13 protein-coding genes and 1 pseudogene are annotated in these 15,663 nt (G+C 57.6%); 7 read left to right on the top strand and 7 right to left on the bottom strand.

Annotation, left to right across the window (positions count from 1 at the left end):
• The first annotated feature begins 256 nt into the window (after window positions 1-256).
• Window positions 257-448: a hypothetical protein gene (locus tag AC13C0_RS02275; RefSeq protein ID WP_117620201.1), complete on the top strand. Its 192-nt coding sequence runs from the start codon at window positions 257-259 to the stop codon at window positions 446-448.
• A 75-nt stretch (window positions 449-523) separates the two neighbouring features.
• Here AC13C0_RS02275 and AC13C0_RS02270 read toward each other — a convergent pair whose 3' ends face one another.
• Both AC13C0_RS02270 and AC13C0_RS02265 read right to left on the bottom strand, forming a co-directional pair.
• On the bottom strand, window positions 524-2,380 hold the full coding sequence (locus AC13C0_RS02270; protein ID WP_117620202.1) for a HAMP domain-containing methyl-accepting chemotaxis protein: 1,857 nt from the start codon (window positions 2,378-2,380) through the stop codon (window positions 524-526).
• A 253-nt stretch (window positions 2,381-2,633) separates the two neighbouring features.
• The gene (locus AC13C0_RS02265; protein WP_117620203.1) at window positions 2,634-3,170 is read right to left on the bottom strand and encodes a DUF2058 domain-containing protein; all 537 of its coding nucleotides are present in this window, start codon (window positions 3,168-3,170) and stop codon (window positions 2,634-2,636) included.
• Window positions 3,171-3,276: 106 nt separating this feature from the next.
• Between AC13C0_RS02265 and dbpA the strand changes: the two genes are divergently transcribed.
• The 4 genes from dbpA (at window position 3,277) to AC13C0_RS02245 (ending at window position 8,289) form a co-directional block, all read left to right on the top strand.
• Window positions 3,277-4,650 carry an ATP-dependent RNA helicase DbpA gene (gene dbpA / locus AC13C0_RS02260; protein ID WP_482953896.1) on the top strand — a complete coding sequence of 458 codons (1,374 nt, stop codon included), beginning with the start codon at window positions 3,277-3,279 and terminating at the stop codon, window positions 4,648-4,650.
• A gap of 223 nt (window positions 4,651-4,873) precedes the next feature.
• Window positions 4,874-5,125 carry an OadG family protein gene (locus AC13C0_RS02255; RefSeq protein ID WP_117620205.1) on the top strand — a complete coding sequence of 84 codons (252 nt, stop codon included), beginning with the start codon at window positions 4,874-4,876 and terminating at the stop codon, window positions 5,123-5,125.
• Between the two features lie 40 nt (window positions 5,126-5,165).
• A complete protein-coding gene (oadA, locus tag AC13C0_RS02250; RefSeq protein WP_341581682.1) occupies window positions 5,166-6,953 on the top strand; it encodes a sodium-extruding oxaloacetate decarboxylase subunit alpha in 1,788 nt (595 codons plus the stop codon).
• Window positions 6,954-6,966: 13 nt separating this feature from the next.
• Window positions 6,967-8,289: a sodium ion-translocating decarboxylase subunit beta gene (locus AC13C0_RS02245; RefSeq protein WP_227539377.1), complete on the top strand. Its 1,323-nt coding sequence runs from the start codon at window positions 6,967-6,969 to the stop codon at window positions 8,287-8,289.
• 213 nt (window positions 8,290-8,502) lie between these two features.
• Here AC13C0_RS02245 and AC13C0_RS02240 read toward each other — a convergent pair whose 3' ends face one another.
• Genes AC13C0_RS02240 through imuA form a run of 3 tightly spaced genes read right to left on the bottom strand, consistent with a single transcriptional unit; the run spans window position 8,503 to window position 13,739 of the window.
• Complete coding sequence (locus AC13C0_RS02240) at window positions 8,503-11,622, bottom strand: error-prone DNA polymerase (protein ID WP_482953895.1); 3,120 nt, start codon at window positions 11,620-11,622, stop codon at window positions 8,503-8,505.
• Window positions 11,622-13,040, bottom strand: coding sequence for a Y-family DNA polymerase (locus AC13C0_RS02235; RefSeq protein ID WP_482953894.1), 1,419 nt, complete (start codon window positions 13,038-13,040; stop codon window positions 11,622-11,624). The genes AC13C0_RS02240 and AC13C0_RS02235 overlap by 1 nt, the downstream gene beginning before the upstream one ends.
• 9 nt (window positions 13,041-13,049) lie before the next feature.
• Window positions 13,050-13,739: a translesion DNA synthesis-associated protein ImuA gene (imuA, locus tag AC13C0_RS02230; protein ID WP_117620491.1), complete on the bottom strand. Its 690-nt coding sequence runs from the start codon at window positions 13,737-13,739 to the stop codon at window positions 13,050-13,052.
• A gap of 128 nt (window positions 13,740-13,867) precedes the next feature.
• On the opposite strand from imuA, the gene AC13C0_RS02225 reads away from it, so the two are divergent.
• Window positions 13,868-14,215: a 4a-hydroxytetrahydrobiopterin dehydratase gene (locus AC13C0_RS02225; RefSeq protein WP_117620210.1), complete on the top strand. Its 348-nt coding sequence runs from the start codon at window positions 13,868-13,870 to the stop codon at window positions 14,213-14,215.
• 17 nt (window positions 14,216-14,232) lie between these two features.
• Complete coding sequence (locus AC13C0_RS02220; RefSeq protein ID WP_117620211.1) at window positions 14,233-14,508, top strand: YrhK family protein; 276 nt, start codon at window positions 14,233-14,235, stop codon at window positions 14,506-14,508.
• Here AC13C0_RS02220 and AC13C0_RS02215 read toward each other — a convergent pair.
• The gene (locus AC13C0_RS02215) at window positions 14,505-15,491 is read right to left on the bottom strand and encodes an integron integrase (protein WP_117620212.1); all 987 of its coding nucleotides are present in this window, start codon (window positions 15,489-15,491) and stop codon (window positions 14,505-14,507) included. The genes AC13C0_RS02220 and AC13C0_RS02215 overlap by 4 nt on opposite strands.
• Window positions 15,492-15,524: 33 nt before the next feature.
• A pseudogene (locus tag AC13C0_RS02210) lies at window positions 15,525-15,663 on the bottom strand (IS1595 family transposase); the annotation flags it as partial.

The following is a 15,663-nucleotide window of genomic DNA, read 5'->3' as shown; positions in this document are numbered from 1 at the left end:
GACCAAAGCGCCTCAGTCTGTGTACCCCACAGATTGAGGCGTTTTGCTTTGTATAGCTGGGAGGATTGGAACCGATAAGAGGTTCGACCGAAACCCACGCAGTGGGTTGAGGAACGCCGGAGCAGCGCGACGGCGGCCCCGCGCGGGGTTTTATTTGCGCTTGGTCAATTTCCGATTGATTAATATTTGCGTAAATCTCGTCTCCGCCTAACCTCTAAGGTGCAAGGAAATTGTTTAGCAAGCAAGAGGTCTATTCATGAATAAGACAATAAACGGCGCCTACCAAGATCACGTCCAGGCCAAGAATGCCTGGGACGATTTGATCGCAACCGGTATCCCGCGCGATAACATTTTCATCGACGAGGAAGCCAAGGTGGTGAAAGTCAGCGTGCCCGCCGAGACCGAACGGGAAATCCTGGAGATCTTCGAGCGGCACCAGCTCAACTAAAATATTGGCTGGCACAAAAGCAGAGGGCGCAGGGAACGGTGAATTGTTTCCGGTCCCTCTTTGCTATTGGCTGGCTTAAAGCCTGAAGCGGGAAACCAGGTTCTGCAGTTCGCTGCCGAGCCTGGCCAGTTCGCTGCTGGAGCTTGCGGTCTGGTTGGATGAGGCTGCGGACTGATCGGTCACGTCCCTGATTCTGGTAATGTTCTGGTTGATCTCTTCAGCCACCGATGTCTGTTGTTCGGATGCCGTGGCAATCTGGCTGTTGTATTGTTTGATATCCTCAACGGCCCTGGTTATGAGCTCAATGGTAGCTCCCGTCGCTTTCGCGCGCTCCAGCGTGTTGGAGGCCATGGTGGTGCTGGATTCCATGGCGGATACTGAATCTCCCGCACTACTCTGAAGCGAGGTTACCAGTGTCTCGATTTCCTGAGCCGACGATTGGGTCCGTTGGGCGAGGGAGCGAACTTCATCAGCAACCACAGCGAATCCCCGGCCCTGCTCACCGGCACGCGCCGCTTCGATGGCAGCATTGAGCGCCAACAGGTTGGTCTGCTCGGCCACGGATTTGATGACATCCAGGACAGTGCCGATGTTGGCGGTTTCTTTTTGCAGGCCCTGAATGGTTTCCATGCTCTGGTTTACTTCCCGGGCCAGGTTGTTAACTTGCTCGACTGTTTCCCGAACTTCCCGCTCACCCTCGCTCGCCTGGCTGGCGGCATCGGTTGCCACCGAAAATGCCTGCTCTGCACTCCGTGCAATCTCGCCAACGGTAGCTGCCATCTCGTTCATCGCGGTTGCGACCTGATCGGTCTCCTGTTTCTGGCGATTAATGCCGTCGCTGGTCTGGCTGGTGACTGTAGACAGTTCCTCGGAGGAAGCTGCGATGTTGGAGGCGCCGGATTCGATGCTTCTGACCAGTTCCCGGAGGCTGGTGACCATGGTCGCCAGGGCAGCCATCAAGCGGCCAATCTCATTGGTTCCAGAGGCGTTTATGTCGACCGTCAGGTTGCCGGAAGCAACTTCAGATGCGATGTCTACCGCCTGGTTGACCGGTGCCACAATCGAGCGGGTAATGAGATAGGCCATTAATATACCGAGCACCAGAGCGATACTTGTCGCGCCAAAAATCAGCCAGGATGCTTGCTGACGGTCCGTTTCCATTTTTTCGGCCTGCAGGGCACGGAGGCTGTTCGCAGACTCAATGGCGCTTCTCGCTGTACTGACCATTTCCTCCGATAAGCGGCTGCCCGTTTGGGTCAGTTCTACAGCCGTACGGAACTCGTTGGCATAGGTGTCGAGCGCCGCGTTGATCTGTTCTTTTTCTTCGGCAGTGATGGCAGCTGATTTCAGCGGGCTCTGGACCCTTTTGGCATCGCCAAGAAACGCCTTGACGCTGGCGTCATCATGCTCGATCAGAAACTTTCGTTCTGACCGGCGCATATCCTCGAAAATCGCTGAGGCAAAAAACAGCGAACTATGGGCCTTCAGGGACGACCCGAAAATTCTGGCACTGGTCTCAAGGCGGTTGAGGGCCTTTTCCCGATCACTGATGTTTTTCTCAACCTCTCCCATCAGTTGCTGATACTGTTTTACACCAGACTGAATGCGGCCCAGCTTGTTAACGTCTTCGCTGACCTCCAGCAGGGGTTTTATCTCGTTGGTTAGTTCGAGAACGCGGTCGCCTTGCGCTTGCGTTTTGGTGACTGCATCAGCTTCGCCTGTCAAAAGGAAGTTCTTCTCTTCCACGCGAGCTTCCGTAAGGCCGGTATTCACTTGCCCCAGCATGGCAACAATATTTGACATTTTGCTGTAGCTGTCCAGGGCGCGGTCACCCACCACGCCCACCAGAATGGTCAGTAACAGCAGGATGGCGAAGCCGCTGGCCAGCCTGGTCCGGATGGTCATATTGGAGAAGAGTTCTGGAAAACGCATTGATTCAATGTCCCTGGAGGAGGTGAGATTTGCCGGTTCAGCCTTTATCGCTTCTCGCCCTGGTTGTGGAAACCGGGAGGCGTTCTGATGCGCCCTGAAGAGTTAAAGTGCCTTTTGTTTGACTTATATTAAGTCGGTTTACGGCTGCGTATTCCAGAACTTTACCGTTACAGTTGATTGCCGGGTGTTTTCGAACGTGATACGGAATAGAGGGTTGCTGAGAATTTAAAGCTATCAGAATTGAGCCGCCGGTTTACCACATCAGATCATCGGGGATCTCATAACCCGCATAGGGATCATCTTCTCCCGCGTCATCCTTCTTGCGATCGTGGAGCACGACAACGGCATTTTCGTCACGTTCCAGAATCTTCCGGGCAACGCCCTCTGCCACGATCTCGTAATTGTCGTTGACATGGACAATGGCCAGTCGGCCGCGGGACAGCTGATCGACCATTTTGTCGTCTACAAAAATCTTCTTGATCTTCTTGCCATGGACAAACTGATAGGAGGTTTCCCCCCGGCTTCGGTCGAGGCGGTTCGATTCAACCAATTGGCGGATCTGTGCCTGGATTGCTTTCCTCTCAGCCGCGTGCTGGCGCTCAAGGTTCAACTGACGGTCCCGTTCTGCCTTTTCTTCGCGGGCCTGGCGTGCCCGGATTTCGGCTTCGTTAACCTGAACCGCGCCCTTGGGTTGCTGCTTACGTTGCTTGCGCTTTTCAGTGCGAATGGTTTTGGCTTTTTTCTCATCGGCAAGGCCGGCTTTCAGCAATTGGTCCTGAAGGGTTGCCATCAGTAACTCCGTTCTTTAGTTGCAAATTCTGGTATCATTCTGGCCTAGTATACGCCCTCATTATTGCCTTCATAACCAGCATCCGCTGATTCCGGGATTTTCTTTTATGTCTTCTTTTAATGACTTCGGTTTGTCTTCTGCCATGCGTGCAAATCTTGAGCAGCTGGGTTTTACAAAACCCACCGAGATACAGGCAAAGGCATTAGCGCCAGGGCTTGCCGGTAAAGACGTGATTGCCATGGCAAAAACCGGGAGTGGTAAAACCGCTGCATTTGGCATCAGTCTGATTGAGCGGCTGAATCCACGGTTGTTTGCGGTGCAGTCGTTGATTTTATGCCCGACCCGGGAGCTGGCGGATCAGGTGGCGAAGGCGTTGAGGGAGCTGGCCCGCGCCCGCGAGAACGTCAAGATACTGACCCTGTGCGGAGGTGTGTCGATCGGGCCGCAGATCGGTTCGCTCAGTCATGGGGCGCACATTGTTGTCGGCACGCCGGGACGGGTTCAGGACCACCTGCGCAAGGGGACTCTCTCGCTCGCGCGCCTGAAGACTGTCGTTCTTGATGAAGCAGACCGGATGCTGGATATGGGATTTCAGGATGCCATGGAAGACATCCTCTCGCAGACGCCAGGCTCGCGGCAGACCATGATGTTCTCGGCAACCTGGCCGGCTCCGATCCGTGAACTCAGCAAACAGTATCAGAAAGACCCGGTGGACGTGCGCGCGGAAACCGCTGGCAAGAATCCGGACATCGAAGAGCTGTTCTACGAGGTGTCGCCCCGGCAGAGGGCGGATGCCATTGTGGCACTGCTCTCCGGGAGACAGCCTGAGTCGTGTATCGTTTTCTGTACCACAAAACAGCAGTGTGACGAGATGGCGGAAGACCTGGGCAATCGGGGGTTTTCGGCGCTGGCGTTGCATGGTGATCTGGAACAAAGGGATCGTGACAGTGTGCTGGTGCGTTTTGGTAATCAAAGCTGTTCGATTCTGGTTGCCACCGACGTGGCTGCCCGTGGTCTGGATATCAAGTCCCTGCCGCTCGTCATAAATGCGGAACCGGCGCGGGACCCTGAAGTTCACACCCATCGCATCGGACGTACCGGGCGAGCAGGGGAGCAGGGCCATGCAGTTACCTTCTGCACGCCGGCCCAGGGACATAAGATCAGCCGGATTGAATCCGAGCGGGGGCGTAGCGCGCTCTGGGGAGACACTGAATCGCTTCTGGCTACGCCGGCAAAACCGGTTGTTCCTGCCATGCGAACCCTGTGCATTGCTGGTGGTCGCAAGGACAAGATCCGTCCAGGAGATGTTTTGGGGGCACTCACGGGAGATGCTGGCATTCCCGGCAAGGCGGTTGGCAAGATAGATCTGTTTGATCATCAGTGTTTTGTGGCTGTTGAGAAGTCGCAGGCAGGCAAAGCTTTGTCCAGATTGGAAAGTGGCAAGGTCAAAGGCCGCAAAATACGCGTCCGGTATGCCTGAATGAGAATTGCTTCGGGCGCCATGGTGTCTGTCATTATGGGCCTCGACACTCGGAAACTCCGTATAGATTTTCGCATTCAGGTTGCCCGGGGCTACTGAAAACGGTAAATTACGCAGGATTTTGCCACCCGAATTGTGACGGAATGGCGTTAGACCTTGGTCTAACTGGTCAGGCCGGGCAGGGTTCGGAAGAAACATAAATCAATACAGGTAGCTGTTCGATATGAATGACCTGATGTCACAGGCCGTCGATCTGATGATTGCCGGAATGGGGTTTGTGTTCGTGTTCCTGATTATTCTGGTAGTCGCGACGCTCCTCATGTCCAAACTCATAGGGCGGTTTGCGCCGCCAGAGCCGGCAACCCCGGCCAAAACGCCACGTGCCAAGCCGAAGGCGCCTGCGTCGGTTGACCCCGACACTGCCGAGGCCATTAAAAAGGCAATTGCACAATTCCGGGCCCGCCACAAGAAGTGATCCGGTAAAAGATAGAACCTTTAAACAGAAGGCTGACACGATGACTGACACAAAGAAACCGCTGGGGATTACGGACGTTATCCTGCGTGACGCCCACCAGTCCCTGCTTGCCACCCGTATGCGGCTGGATGACATGCTGCCTATTGCCGAGAAACTCGACAAGGTCGGTTTCTGGTCACTGGAATCCTGGGGGGGGGCTACCTTTGATTCCTGCATCCGTTACCTGGGCGAAGACCCCTGGGAGCGCATCCGCGAGCTGAAGAAAGCCATGCCCAATACCCAGCAGCAGATGCTTCTGCGCGGCCAGAACCTGTTGGGTTACCGTCATTACGCGGATGATGTGGTGGACCGTTTCTGTGAGCGTGCCGCCGAGAACGGCGTCGACGTGTTCCGTATTTTTGATGCGATGAACGATCCCCGTAACCTGGATCGCGCCATCAAGGCCGTCCGTAAGACCGGCAAGCATGCCCAGGGCACGATTGCCTACACCACCAGCCCGGTGCACACCATCGGCATGTGGGTAGAGCTGGCGAAGGAAGTCGCCGACATGGGTGCGGACTCCATTGCCATCAAGGATATGGCGGGTATTCTCAAGCCTTATGTGGCGTTCGATCTGGTCAGCCGTCTGAAGAAAGAACTGGATATTCCGATTCACATGCAGTGCCACGCCACCACTGGCATGTCGACTGCCACCGCCATCAAGGCAGCGGAAGCCGGTATTGATAACGTTGACACCGCTATATCTTCCATGAGTATGACGTACGGTCACTCGCCCACCGAGGCCGTGGTCGCCATTCTGGAAGGTACTGATCGGGATACCGGTCTTGACCTGAACCTGCTTGAAGAAATCGCCAGCTACTTCCGCCAGGTACGCAAGAAGTACGCGAAGTTTGAAGGCAGTCTCCGTGGTACCGATTCCCGCATCCTGATTGCCCAGGTACCGGGTGGCATGCTGACCAACATGGAAAACCAGCTGCGCGAACAGAACGCAAGCGATAAGTTCGATCAGGTTCTGGAAGAGATTCCCAAGGTTCGCGAAGACCTGGGTTTCATTCCGCTGGTAACTCCGACTTCCCAGATCGTGGGTACCCAGGCGGTGCTGAACGTTCTGACTGGCGAGCGCTACAAGTCCATCTCCAAAGAAACCTCTGCAATCCTGAAAGGCGAGTACGGCGCTGCACCGGCGCCGATGAACAAGGAATTGCAGGAGCGTGTCCTCGATGGAAAAGAGCCAGTTACCTGCCGTCCGGCGGATCTGATTGAGCCGGAAATGGACAAGCTGACCGACGAGCTCAAGAAGCTGGCGGACGACAAGGGCATCAAGCTGGCGGAAAACACCGTAGACGACGTACTGACCTACGCGTTGTTCCCGCAGATTGGCCTGAAGTTCCTGGAAAACCGTGACAACCCGGACGCCTTCGAGCCGGTTCCGGCCGCAGAAAGTGCCGCTCCTGCCAGGAAGGCTGACGGCCCCGAGACTTACACCGTGGAAGTGAACGGCAAGAAGTTTGTGGTTGCGGTTTCCGAAGGTGGTGAGATCACCCAGATTCAGGGTGAGGGTGGTGCAGCTTCTGCACCGGTGGCTTCCTCCGCACCGGCACCCGCTGCTGGTGAAGGTGAGCCGGTGGTTGCGCCTCTGGGCGGCAACATCTTCAAGGTTCTGGTTTCTCCGGGTGACGCCGTGGAAGAGGGCGATGTGCTGATCATTCTCGAGGCCATGAAAATGGAAACCGAGATCCGCGCACCCAAGGCCGGTACTATCGGTGAAATCTTCATCAAGGTCGGTGATGCCGTCTCTCCTGATGATGAAATGCTGACAATCGCATAAGGGCCAGCATTCCATGGATAAATTAATGACATTGTGGACAGGTAGTGGCCTGTTCAATATGACACCAGGCCAGGGGGTGATGATCGCCGTCGGCCTGCTTCTTCTGTACCTTGCGATTCGTAAGGGATTTGAGCCGCTGCTGCTGGTGCCGATTGGCTTCGGTGGTATTCTGGCGAACATTCCGGAGGCGGGGCTTGCCCTGTCGGCCGCTGAGAATGCCATTCACTACGGCAAGCCGGAAGTGTTGGCGGCGCTCGCCAGCGCACTGGATGTTGCCTATCAGGCTGGCCAGGCGGTGACGCCGGAAATCATGGATGCGTTCAAGCACGCCTATAAAGAAGCGAGCTCTGCCCAGGTCGTCATGGCTAATGGTCTGGCACAGGACTTCGGGTACGGTAACGGAATGCTGTACAACTTCTATCTGGTGGTTATCGGTAGCACCGTGGGCCCGCTGATCATCTTCATGGGCGTGGGTGCAATGACCGACTTCGGCCCGTTGCTGGCGAACCCCAAGACCATGCTGCTGGGTGCGGCGGCTCAGTTCGGCATCTTTGGTACAGTGCTGGGTGCGGCGCTACTGGACTGGGCCGGCATTCTGGACTTCACGATCCTGGAAGCGGCAGCCGTGGGTATCATCGGTGGTGCTGACGGTCCGACGTCGATCTACGTATCGAGCGTTCTGGCTCCGCACCTGCTGGGTGCGATTGCGGTCTCTGCCTATGCCTATATGGCGATGGTTCCGATGATCCAGCCGCCGATCATGAAGGCGCTGACGTCTCCGGAAGAGCGCAAGATCAAGATGTCCCAGTTGCGCCCGGTGAGCAAGAAAGAAAAGATCATCTTCCCACTGGTGGTATTGATCGCTGTGGTGCTGTTCCTGCCGGATGCGGCGCCGCTGTTGGGTATGTTCTGCTTCGGTAATCTGATGCGTGAGTGTGGCGTGGTTGAGCGTCTGAGTGACACCGCCCAGAACTCACTGATTAACATCGTGACTATCTTTCTCGGGCTGTCTGTTGGCTCCAAGCTGATGGCGGACAAGTTCCTGGATGCCCAGACCCTGGGCATTCTGGCGCTGGGTATCGGCGCGTTTGCTGTGGGTACTGCGTGTGGTGTTCTGATGGCGAAGCTGATGAACAAGTTCAGCAAGGAGCAGATCAACCCGTTGATTGGTTCAGCCGGTGTGTCCGCGGTGCCGATGGCAGCGCGGGTGTCCAACAAGGTTGGTCTTGAAGCCAATCCGCATAACTTCCTGCTGATGCACGCCATGGGCCCGAACGTGGCTGGTGTTATCGGCTCTGCGGTTGCTGCTGGTGTGATGATCAAGCTTTTGGGCTGATCTCTCTCCGCTGCTTTGAGAAACCCCGTTGGGCTTTGGCCTCACGGGGTTTTCTCGTTTCATAGGACTGACAATTCGTGAGTTTGAGCGGATATGGAGCCTCCTTTCATAAACGCTCGGCCTCACCCATGTGCGCTTGTTTCCGGCCATCCATGGCCTCCAACATTCCTGGGAGGGGAATTCCGGCAGGCTCTCCAACTTTTCGTAATACTTTTAGTGAAAATCCCTGGAACCGACCGGAAGCGTTTTTATTAAATGAGTGAGGTCCGAAAGCCTCCCCGCCATCACATGAACAATATCCCCCTCTCTTTCCAGAACCCCCTTAACATGCAACAACCGGGCGGTCAGTAGCGGTTTTCGCTGCCGCCGCGCCGTTTCCAGCCACACCACCACGTTCACGTTGCCGGTTTCGTCTTCCAGAGTCACGAAGGTAACGCCGGAGGCGGAGCCGGGACGCTGGCGGCCGGTGACGAGGCCGGCCACCTGGACGGGGATGCCGGCTTTGGTGGTTTTCAGTTGTTCGGCACTGAGACAGAACCGGAGGTGGCCCTGTTCCCGGAGCAGGGCCAGGGGGTGGCGCTGGAGGGTCAGGCCCTGGCTGGAATAGTCGGCCAATACGTTCTGGCCTTCGGTGGGTTCCGGTAGCTGGTGGCAATATTCCGGTTGGCAGTCGACGGTGGTTTCTTCGGCGAACAGTTCGGCGGGCTGTTCGTGGTCGAGTAGTTGCCAGTAAGCCTGGTGGCGGTTGGTGGTGAATGTGGGCATGGCGTTGGCGCCGGCCAGGAGCTCCATGTCACGCTGGTTCAGTACGGCCAGGCGACGGAGTTCACTGGCGGAGCGGTAGCCGGCTGCCGGGCGGTTCTGGTGGATGCGTTCGGCACCGCTGGCGGAGAGCCCCTGGATGATTCTCAGGCCCAGGCGCAGGTGGTGTTCCTTGCCTTCCAGGGTGTGGTTCCACTGGCTGGCATTCACGTCTGGCGGGAGTACGGTAACGTCGTGGCGCCGGGCGTCCTGGACCAGTTGCGAGGGGGAATAGAACCCCATGGGTTGGCTGTTCAGCAGGGCGCAGTAGAAGGCGGCCGGATGGTGGCGTTTGATCCAGGCGGAGGCGTACACCAGCAGGGCAAAGCTGGCGGCGTGGGATTCGGGGAAGCCGTAGCCGCCGAAGCCGCAGATTTGCTGGTAGAGCCGTTCGGCAAAGTCGGCGTCGTGACCGCGTTCGAGCATGCCGGTGACCAGTTTTTCCCGGAACGGGGTCAGGTCGCCGTGGGATTTCCAGGCGGCCATGGCCCGGCGGAGCTGGTCGGCTTCGCCGGCGGAGAAACCGGCGGCCACCATGGCCAGCTTGATGACCTGTTCCTGGAAAATGGGCACGCCCAGGGTGCGCTCCAGGACTTTTCGTACGGCATCGTTAGGATAGTCCACTGGCTCCAGGCCGTGTTTGCGGCGCAGGTAGGGGTGCACCATGTCGCCCTGGATGGGGCCGGGCCGCACGATGGCCACCTCGATTACCAGATCGTACCAGGTTTCCGGTTTCAGGCGCGGGAGCATGTTGATCTGGGCCCGGGACTCCACCTGGAATACGCCGATACTGTCGCCTTTCTGGAGCATGGCGTAGGTCGCCCGGTCTTCCGGGGGGATGTCCTGTATCCGGAATGGCTGACCCTTTTCGTCGCTGATCAGCTCCAGGGCCTTGCGTATGGCTGAAAGCATGCCAAGAGCCAGCACATCCACTTTCATCAGGCCCAGGCTTTCCAGGTCATCCTTGTCCCACTGGATAACGGTGCGGTCTGCCATGGCGGCGTTTTCGACCGGGACGAGTTCGGCCAGTGGGCCGGCGCTGATAACAAAACCGCCTACATGTTGGGACATATGGCGGGGAAAGCCGAGCAGGGTGTTTACCAGGGTGAAGAACTGGTCCGCCACCTGCGGATTGCGGGTGATTTTCTTGTCCAGAATCTGCTGGCGCCAGTTGGTGGCCTTGTCCCGCCAGTCGATGCCTTCCAGCAGTTGTTCTACCAGGGCGGGATCAAAACCGAGGGCTTTGCCAACATCACGAATAGCACTGCGAGGACGGTAACGGATCACTGTGGCGGCGAGGGCGGCCCGCTCCCGGCTGTAGCGCCGGTAGATGTACTGGATGACTTCTTCCCGGCGCTCGTGCTCAAAATCCACATCAATGTCGGGTGGTTCGTTACGGTCTTTGGAGATGAAGCGTTCGAACAGAAGTTCAACCCGGGTCGGGTTCACCTCGGTGATGCCCAGGCAGTAACAGACGGCGGAGTTGGCGGCGGAGCCCCGGCCCTGGCACAGGATATCCCGACTGCGGGCAAAGGCCACGATGTCGTGGATGGTGAGGAAGTAATGCTCGTACTTCATCTCCGAGATCAGGCCCAGTTCCTTGCGGATCAGGTTCTGGACCGGAAGTGGCGTACCTTCGGGGTAGCGCCGGCGCTCACCCTCGCGGGTCAGCCGTTTCAGGTAACTGGCGGGGGATTCCCCTTCCGGCACCAGGTCCGGCGGGTATTCGTAGCGCAGGCTGCCGGGCTCGAAGGTGCATTGCCGGGCGATGGCCAGGGTTTCGTTCAGCCAGGTTTCGGGAAACAGCCGCTGAAGAACGGGCAAGGGCCGAAGGTATCGTTCACCATTCTGGAACAGGCAGTGGCCGGCGTGTTCAAGATTGGTGTGGTTGCGCAAGGCTGTAAGCACATCCTGCAGGGGCTGACGCTCCCGGCTGTGCATATGCACTTCACCCACGGCGGCAACCGGGATGCGTATCTGCCCGGCCAGCCAGCGAATCCGCGCAAGCCGCTGTTCCTCGCCGGATTCCAGGGTGCGGGCGGCGGCAATCCAGAGCCGGGGATCAAACAGGCGGTTCAGCCATTCTCCGCAGGCCAGAGCCTGATCGGACTCTGCCTCGGCAGGTGAGGGTGGCAGCCACAGGCACAGGCAGTCGTCGAGAGGGTGGGTTTCAATGTCCCGGGCGAATAACTGGTATTGGCCTTTTTCCGCCCGACGGCGGCCGGTGGTGATCAGCTGACAGAGCTGGCCATAGCCTTTACGGGTCCGTGCCAGAAGGATAAAGCGGGGTGTGGTTGCGCCTTTGGGCGCATCGGAAAGCTCGAACCAACTGCCGGTAATCAGCTTGACCGGGCTTTCGGACAGTGCCGCCCAGGCCCGGGGAATGCCGGCCACGGAACAGGCATCGGTGATCGCCAGAGCCGCGTAGCCGAGCTCGTGCGCCCGTTCGGTCAGCTCGTGTGGGTGAGAGGCTCCGGTCAGGAAAGTGAAATTGCTGAAGCAGAACAGCTCTGCATACTGACGTTCAGCCATCAGCCAAACCAGCCATGCACAAACCAGCCCTCCCGGGCATCCCGGAAGACCCAGGCCAGTTGGCCGTTGTTTAGTTGGGCAATGTAGTAATCCCGGTGTACCCGCTGGCCATCCCACCAGCCACCGCTGATCCGCTCCGGGCCGGCGAACCAGGCGGCCGGCGCTTCGGCAAGCGGTTGCGGGCCTTTCAACAGCCAGAGGGGGCGCCGTGGCAGCTTTCCGTCCGGCTTTAACCGGGCTCCGGGTTTGCGCAGTACTTCTGAAGCGGACCACGCCCGTTCGGGGCGATGGTCGGCCTGGGGCGAGAGCTGTTTGAGCGCCTGTTCCCCAAGGCGCGCCTGCAAGCGGCTGATCAGGGTATGCCAGGCTTCATTCAGATCCTGGGTTTCTCCCAGCAGGTCCTGCCCGGATGGCTTTTCCCGGGGCATGAAACGCTTCACCGATAGCATCAGCGAGATAACCGGCGCCTGTAGCGAAAGCTGATCAAGTCGCAACCGGATCAGGTTCAGAAAGTTCCCGGCCCGGTGTTCCGGCCCGGAGGTTCGGATGTGTAAACGGGTAGGCTCCGAGTGCCGGTGTTTCAGAACCAGCCTCAGGCTGTCGGTATCCTGCTGGCGCCAGCAAAGGTCTTCCTCCAGTTCCGTGAGCATGCGCTGGAGCGGAAACAGCAGCCCCTGGGTGTGCTCGATCTCCCGCACAAAATCGGCCTGCTGCCGGAAAGAGTGGGGCGGTTGCCAGGGTGCTCGCGGATCCGGCCGTGTGCCCTGGATTTTCTGGATGTAAGCCAGCAGCTCAGGAGACAGGCGGCGTGCCAGCTCATTGGACGGTAAATCAAAGACCTCCCCCAGCGTGCTCAGTCCCAGGCGCTGCAGACGCGTGCAGGCTTTCTCATCGAATTCGGCAGCCAACAGGGGCATCTGGCTCAGGGTTCGCTGAATATGGTCCTTATCGGCTGTGCATTCCCCCTTGCCCGCACGGGCAATCAGGCGGGCTGCCAGGGGCGTGTAGCCAATCCCGATCCAGGCATTCAACTGGCGCTCATTCAGCCCCTGTTCCACCGTTTGCCAAACGGTGGGCAGCCCGCCATACAGCTTCTGCAGGCTGCCGATCTCAGTCAGCAGGCCATCCGGCGGAACCAGCACAATATAGGCGGCGTAGCGATACAGCCAGCGGGCCTGATCTTCCAGGATTCTGACTTCCTGAGCCTCATCAGCGCGCACCATGCCCAGATCCGGCACCAGACCGATGGCGGTTTTCAGGCGCATGCCGCTACGTATGCCCTGGGCCCTGGCCTCGGGGCAGGCCTGGATCACCTTCTGGCCAGAGCCTTCCACAATCACCAGCGCGCCCTGGTCTTCACGGGAGCGGCGAATATGGTCCAGCAACAGGTGTGGAAAATGCAAATACAGCCACAGCATGGAGAGCTATTACCCGGTTGAATCCGACCAGGGCCCGCGAATGGTCCGGGTAGTTTCACGAAACGAAAGGCCGGCCCGCTGGGCCATGGCCAGTGAACAGCGCTGCCCGGGCCAGCTTCCCCGGCGTTTCAGCACATTTACCGTAAGATCCTGCTGCTCACCCGGCTCCAGCTCCAGGCGCAGTGCGGCCGGAGAATTCTGCCCGGCGTAACGCCGCTCCCGGAACAGCACGCACACATTGCTACCGGCTTCGGCAGCCAGTTGCAGGCGCCGGACCTCCCGGGAGGCCAGTTTTCCGGGCCAGGCCATCACCAGCCCCGTTACCGGTGAGCGGAGGCAGTTTTCCAGTGTCCACAGAAAGTCGCCCTCATCCTCAGCATGGATCAGAACCACCTGGTCCAGATTTACGCCTTCCCGGGCAAGGGCTGGCGCATAGGGGGTGTGTGGCGGATTCAGCCAGAACACGGTTTTACCTTCTCCACACACCCGCTGCATGAGTGGCAGCAGCAAATGCAGCTCACCAATACCCGGTGCATCCAGAAGGCATTCGCTCAGGGCGCCCCGGGGCCAGCCCAGGCCGCCAAGCTGGTTATCCAGAACCTGATACCCGGTTGGTTCCGCAGGTTGTGTGGTCTGGACGTGACGGCGCCCCTGCCAGACACGGGCATCCTGCATCAGCGTGTTCAGAAGCTCGCTCATGATGAACATTCTCAATATACTGTTTAAATATACAGTATATTGAGAGTGGCGGGATTTCAAGGGAAGGGTTGATAAAACGAACGGCCAGACCCACGCTTATAGTACAGCCATCAGCCATGGAGGTTGAGATGAGTGACCTGAAAGAGCACAGCTGCGAAGCGTGCAGCCCGAACGCGCCCAAGGCTACCGGGGAAGAGAAGCAGCGCTTGCACAAAGACGTTCCGGACTGGGAAGTTCTGGACATTGATGGAGAAGAGCAGCTTCACAAGATCTTCAAACTCAAAAACTTTGTTAAGGCTCTGGAATTCACCAACAAGATCGGCGATCTCGCCGAAGCCGAGAATCATCACCCCGTGATTGTTCTGGAATACGGAAAAGTCGCGGTAAGCTGGTGGAGCCACGAAATCGGCGGCCTGCACAAAAACGACTTCATCCTGGCGGCACGAACCGATGCTGCCTTTAACGACCTGCAATAACCCGGGCCGTAAGCCGTATGATTGAAGGCCGTACCGACAGCCCACTGACCCTGAAACTGGGAAATGAAGAGCTGATCATTCGCCGCCGCTACGAAGTGATCAGCATCATCAACGACTTTTTCATCGCCATCTGGTTCCTCGTGGGCAGTATCCTGTTTCTGTTCCCCGAATATGAGAAGGCGGCTATCTGGCTGTTTATCGTTGGCAGTTTCCAGTTCCTGATTCGCCCGGCCATCCGTCTCATCAGTCACATCCACATACAGCGAATTCCCGCCAGTAACTGGGAGAGTTAGAAACCCTCGTCAACAGGGCTGCGAACACCGAATCCACCTTTGCGAACGACGTGTGTGTAGATTTCCGTTGTGCGCACATCCGAGTGGCCAAGGAGCTTTTGTATGGTGCGCAGATCATAGCCGGCCTCCAGCAGATGTGTGGCAAAGCTGTGGCGAAAGGTATGACTCCCGGCGAGCTTGTGGATGCCAGCCGCCTGAATAGCGCGACGAATATGCTTTTGAACGGTTCGATCCAGCAAGTGATGCCGCCTGCGAATACCTGAGCGAGGATCCCGTGACGGCTCTGGGGCGGGAAAGATATATTGCCAGCCGGGCTCCTGACTGGCGTTCGGATACTTGCGCGCCAGGCCGGCTGGAAGATAAACAGAGCCAAATCCCTTCAAGAGATCTGCCTGATGCTGGTGCAACGCGGAATCAATTTGCTGTTGCACCGGTGCGATAAGCCGATCCGGCAATAGCGTAATCCGATCTTTACTGCCTTTGCCGCTTCGAACAATCAGTTGCTGCATATCAAAATCAACATCTTTAACCCGCAAGCGCAGAGCTTCGTTGATGCGTAAGCCGGAGCCATAGAGCAGCATGGCAACGAGCTTGTATTCACCTTCCAGATTGCGGATTACAGACTTGGCTTCTTCCGCACTGAATACCGTTGGAAGCTTTACCGGTTTTCTTGCACGCTCAAAGTTCAGTTCGTCCAGAGGCTGGCCCAAAAACTCCCGATACAAAAATACTAAGGCGTTCAATGCGACTCGTTGGGTAGAGACGCTGACGTTCACCTGTAAAACCAGGTGCGACAGGAATGCTTCGACTTCCGGAGAGCCCATATCCTGAGGATGTTGCAGGCCATGGAAGCGAATAAAGCGTTTGATCCAGAACAGGTAAGTTTTCTCTGTTTTGTACGCCATGCCTCGCAGGCGCAAAAAACTCCGAACCTTGTCCAGAAACCGGGTTGGTTGCGCCGGTATCGGGGTAGGGATATCCATATCCAGTTATCCTGAAGTGCTGTTTTTATATGGCTATGTTGGCATTGACTGTTGTTTTGCATTTATCGCGGTAAGTAGCCAAGCCTCTTCAGAAGGTTGCTCATTTTCAAACAGCCGTCGCCAGGCCAGATAGCTCGGCAAATAGGCCGTCCCCACCCCATGAAAGCGAGCC

Source organism: Marinobacter sp. B-21, from assembly GCF_056857895.1.
Note: the sequence above shows the minus strand (reverse complement) of the source record. Positions and strands in the feature narration are given on the sequence as shown.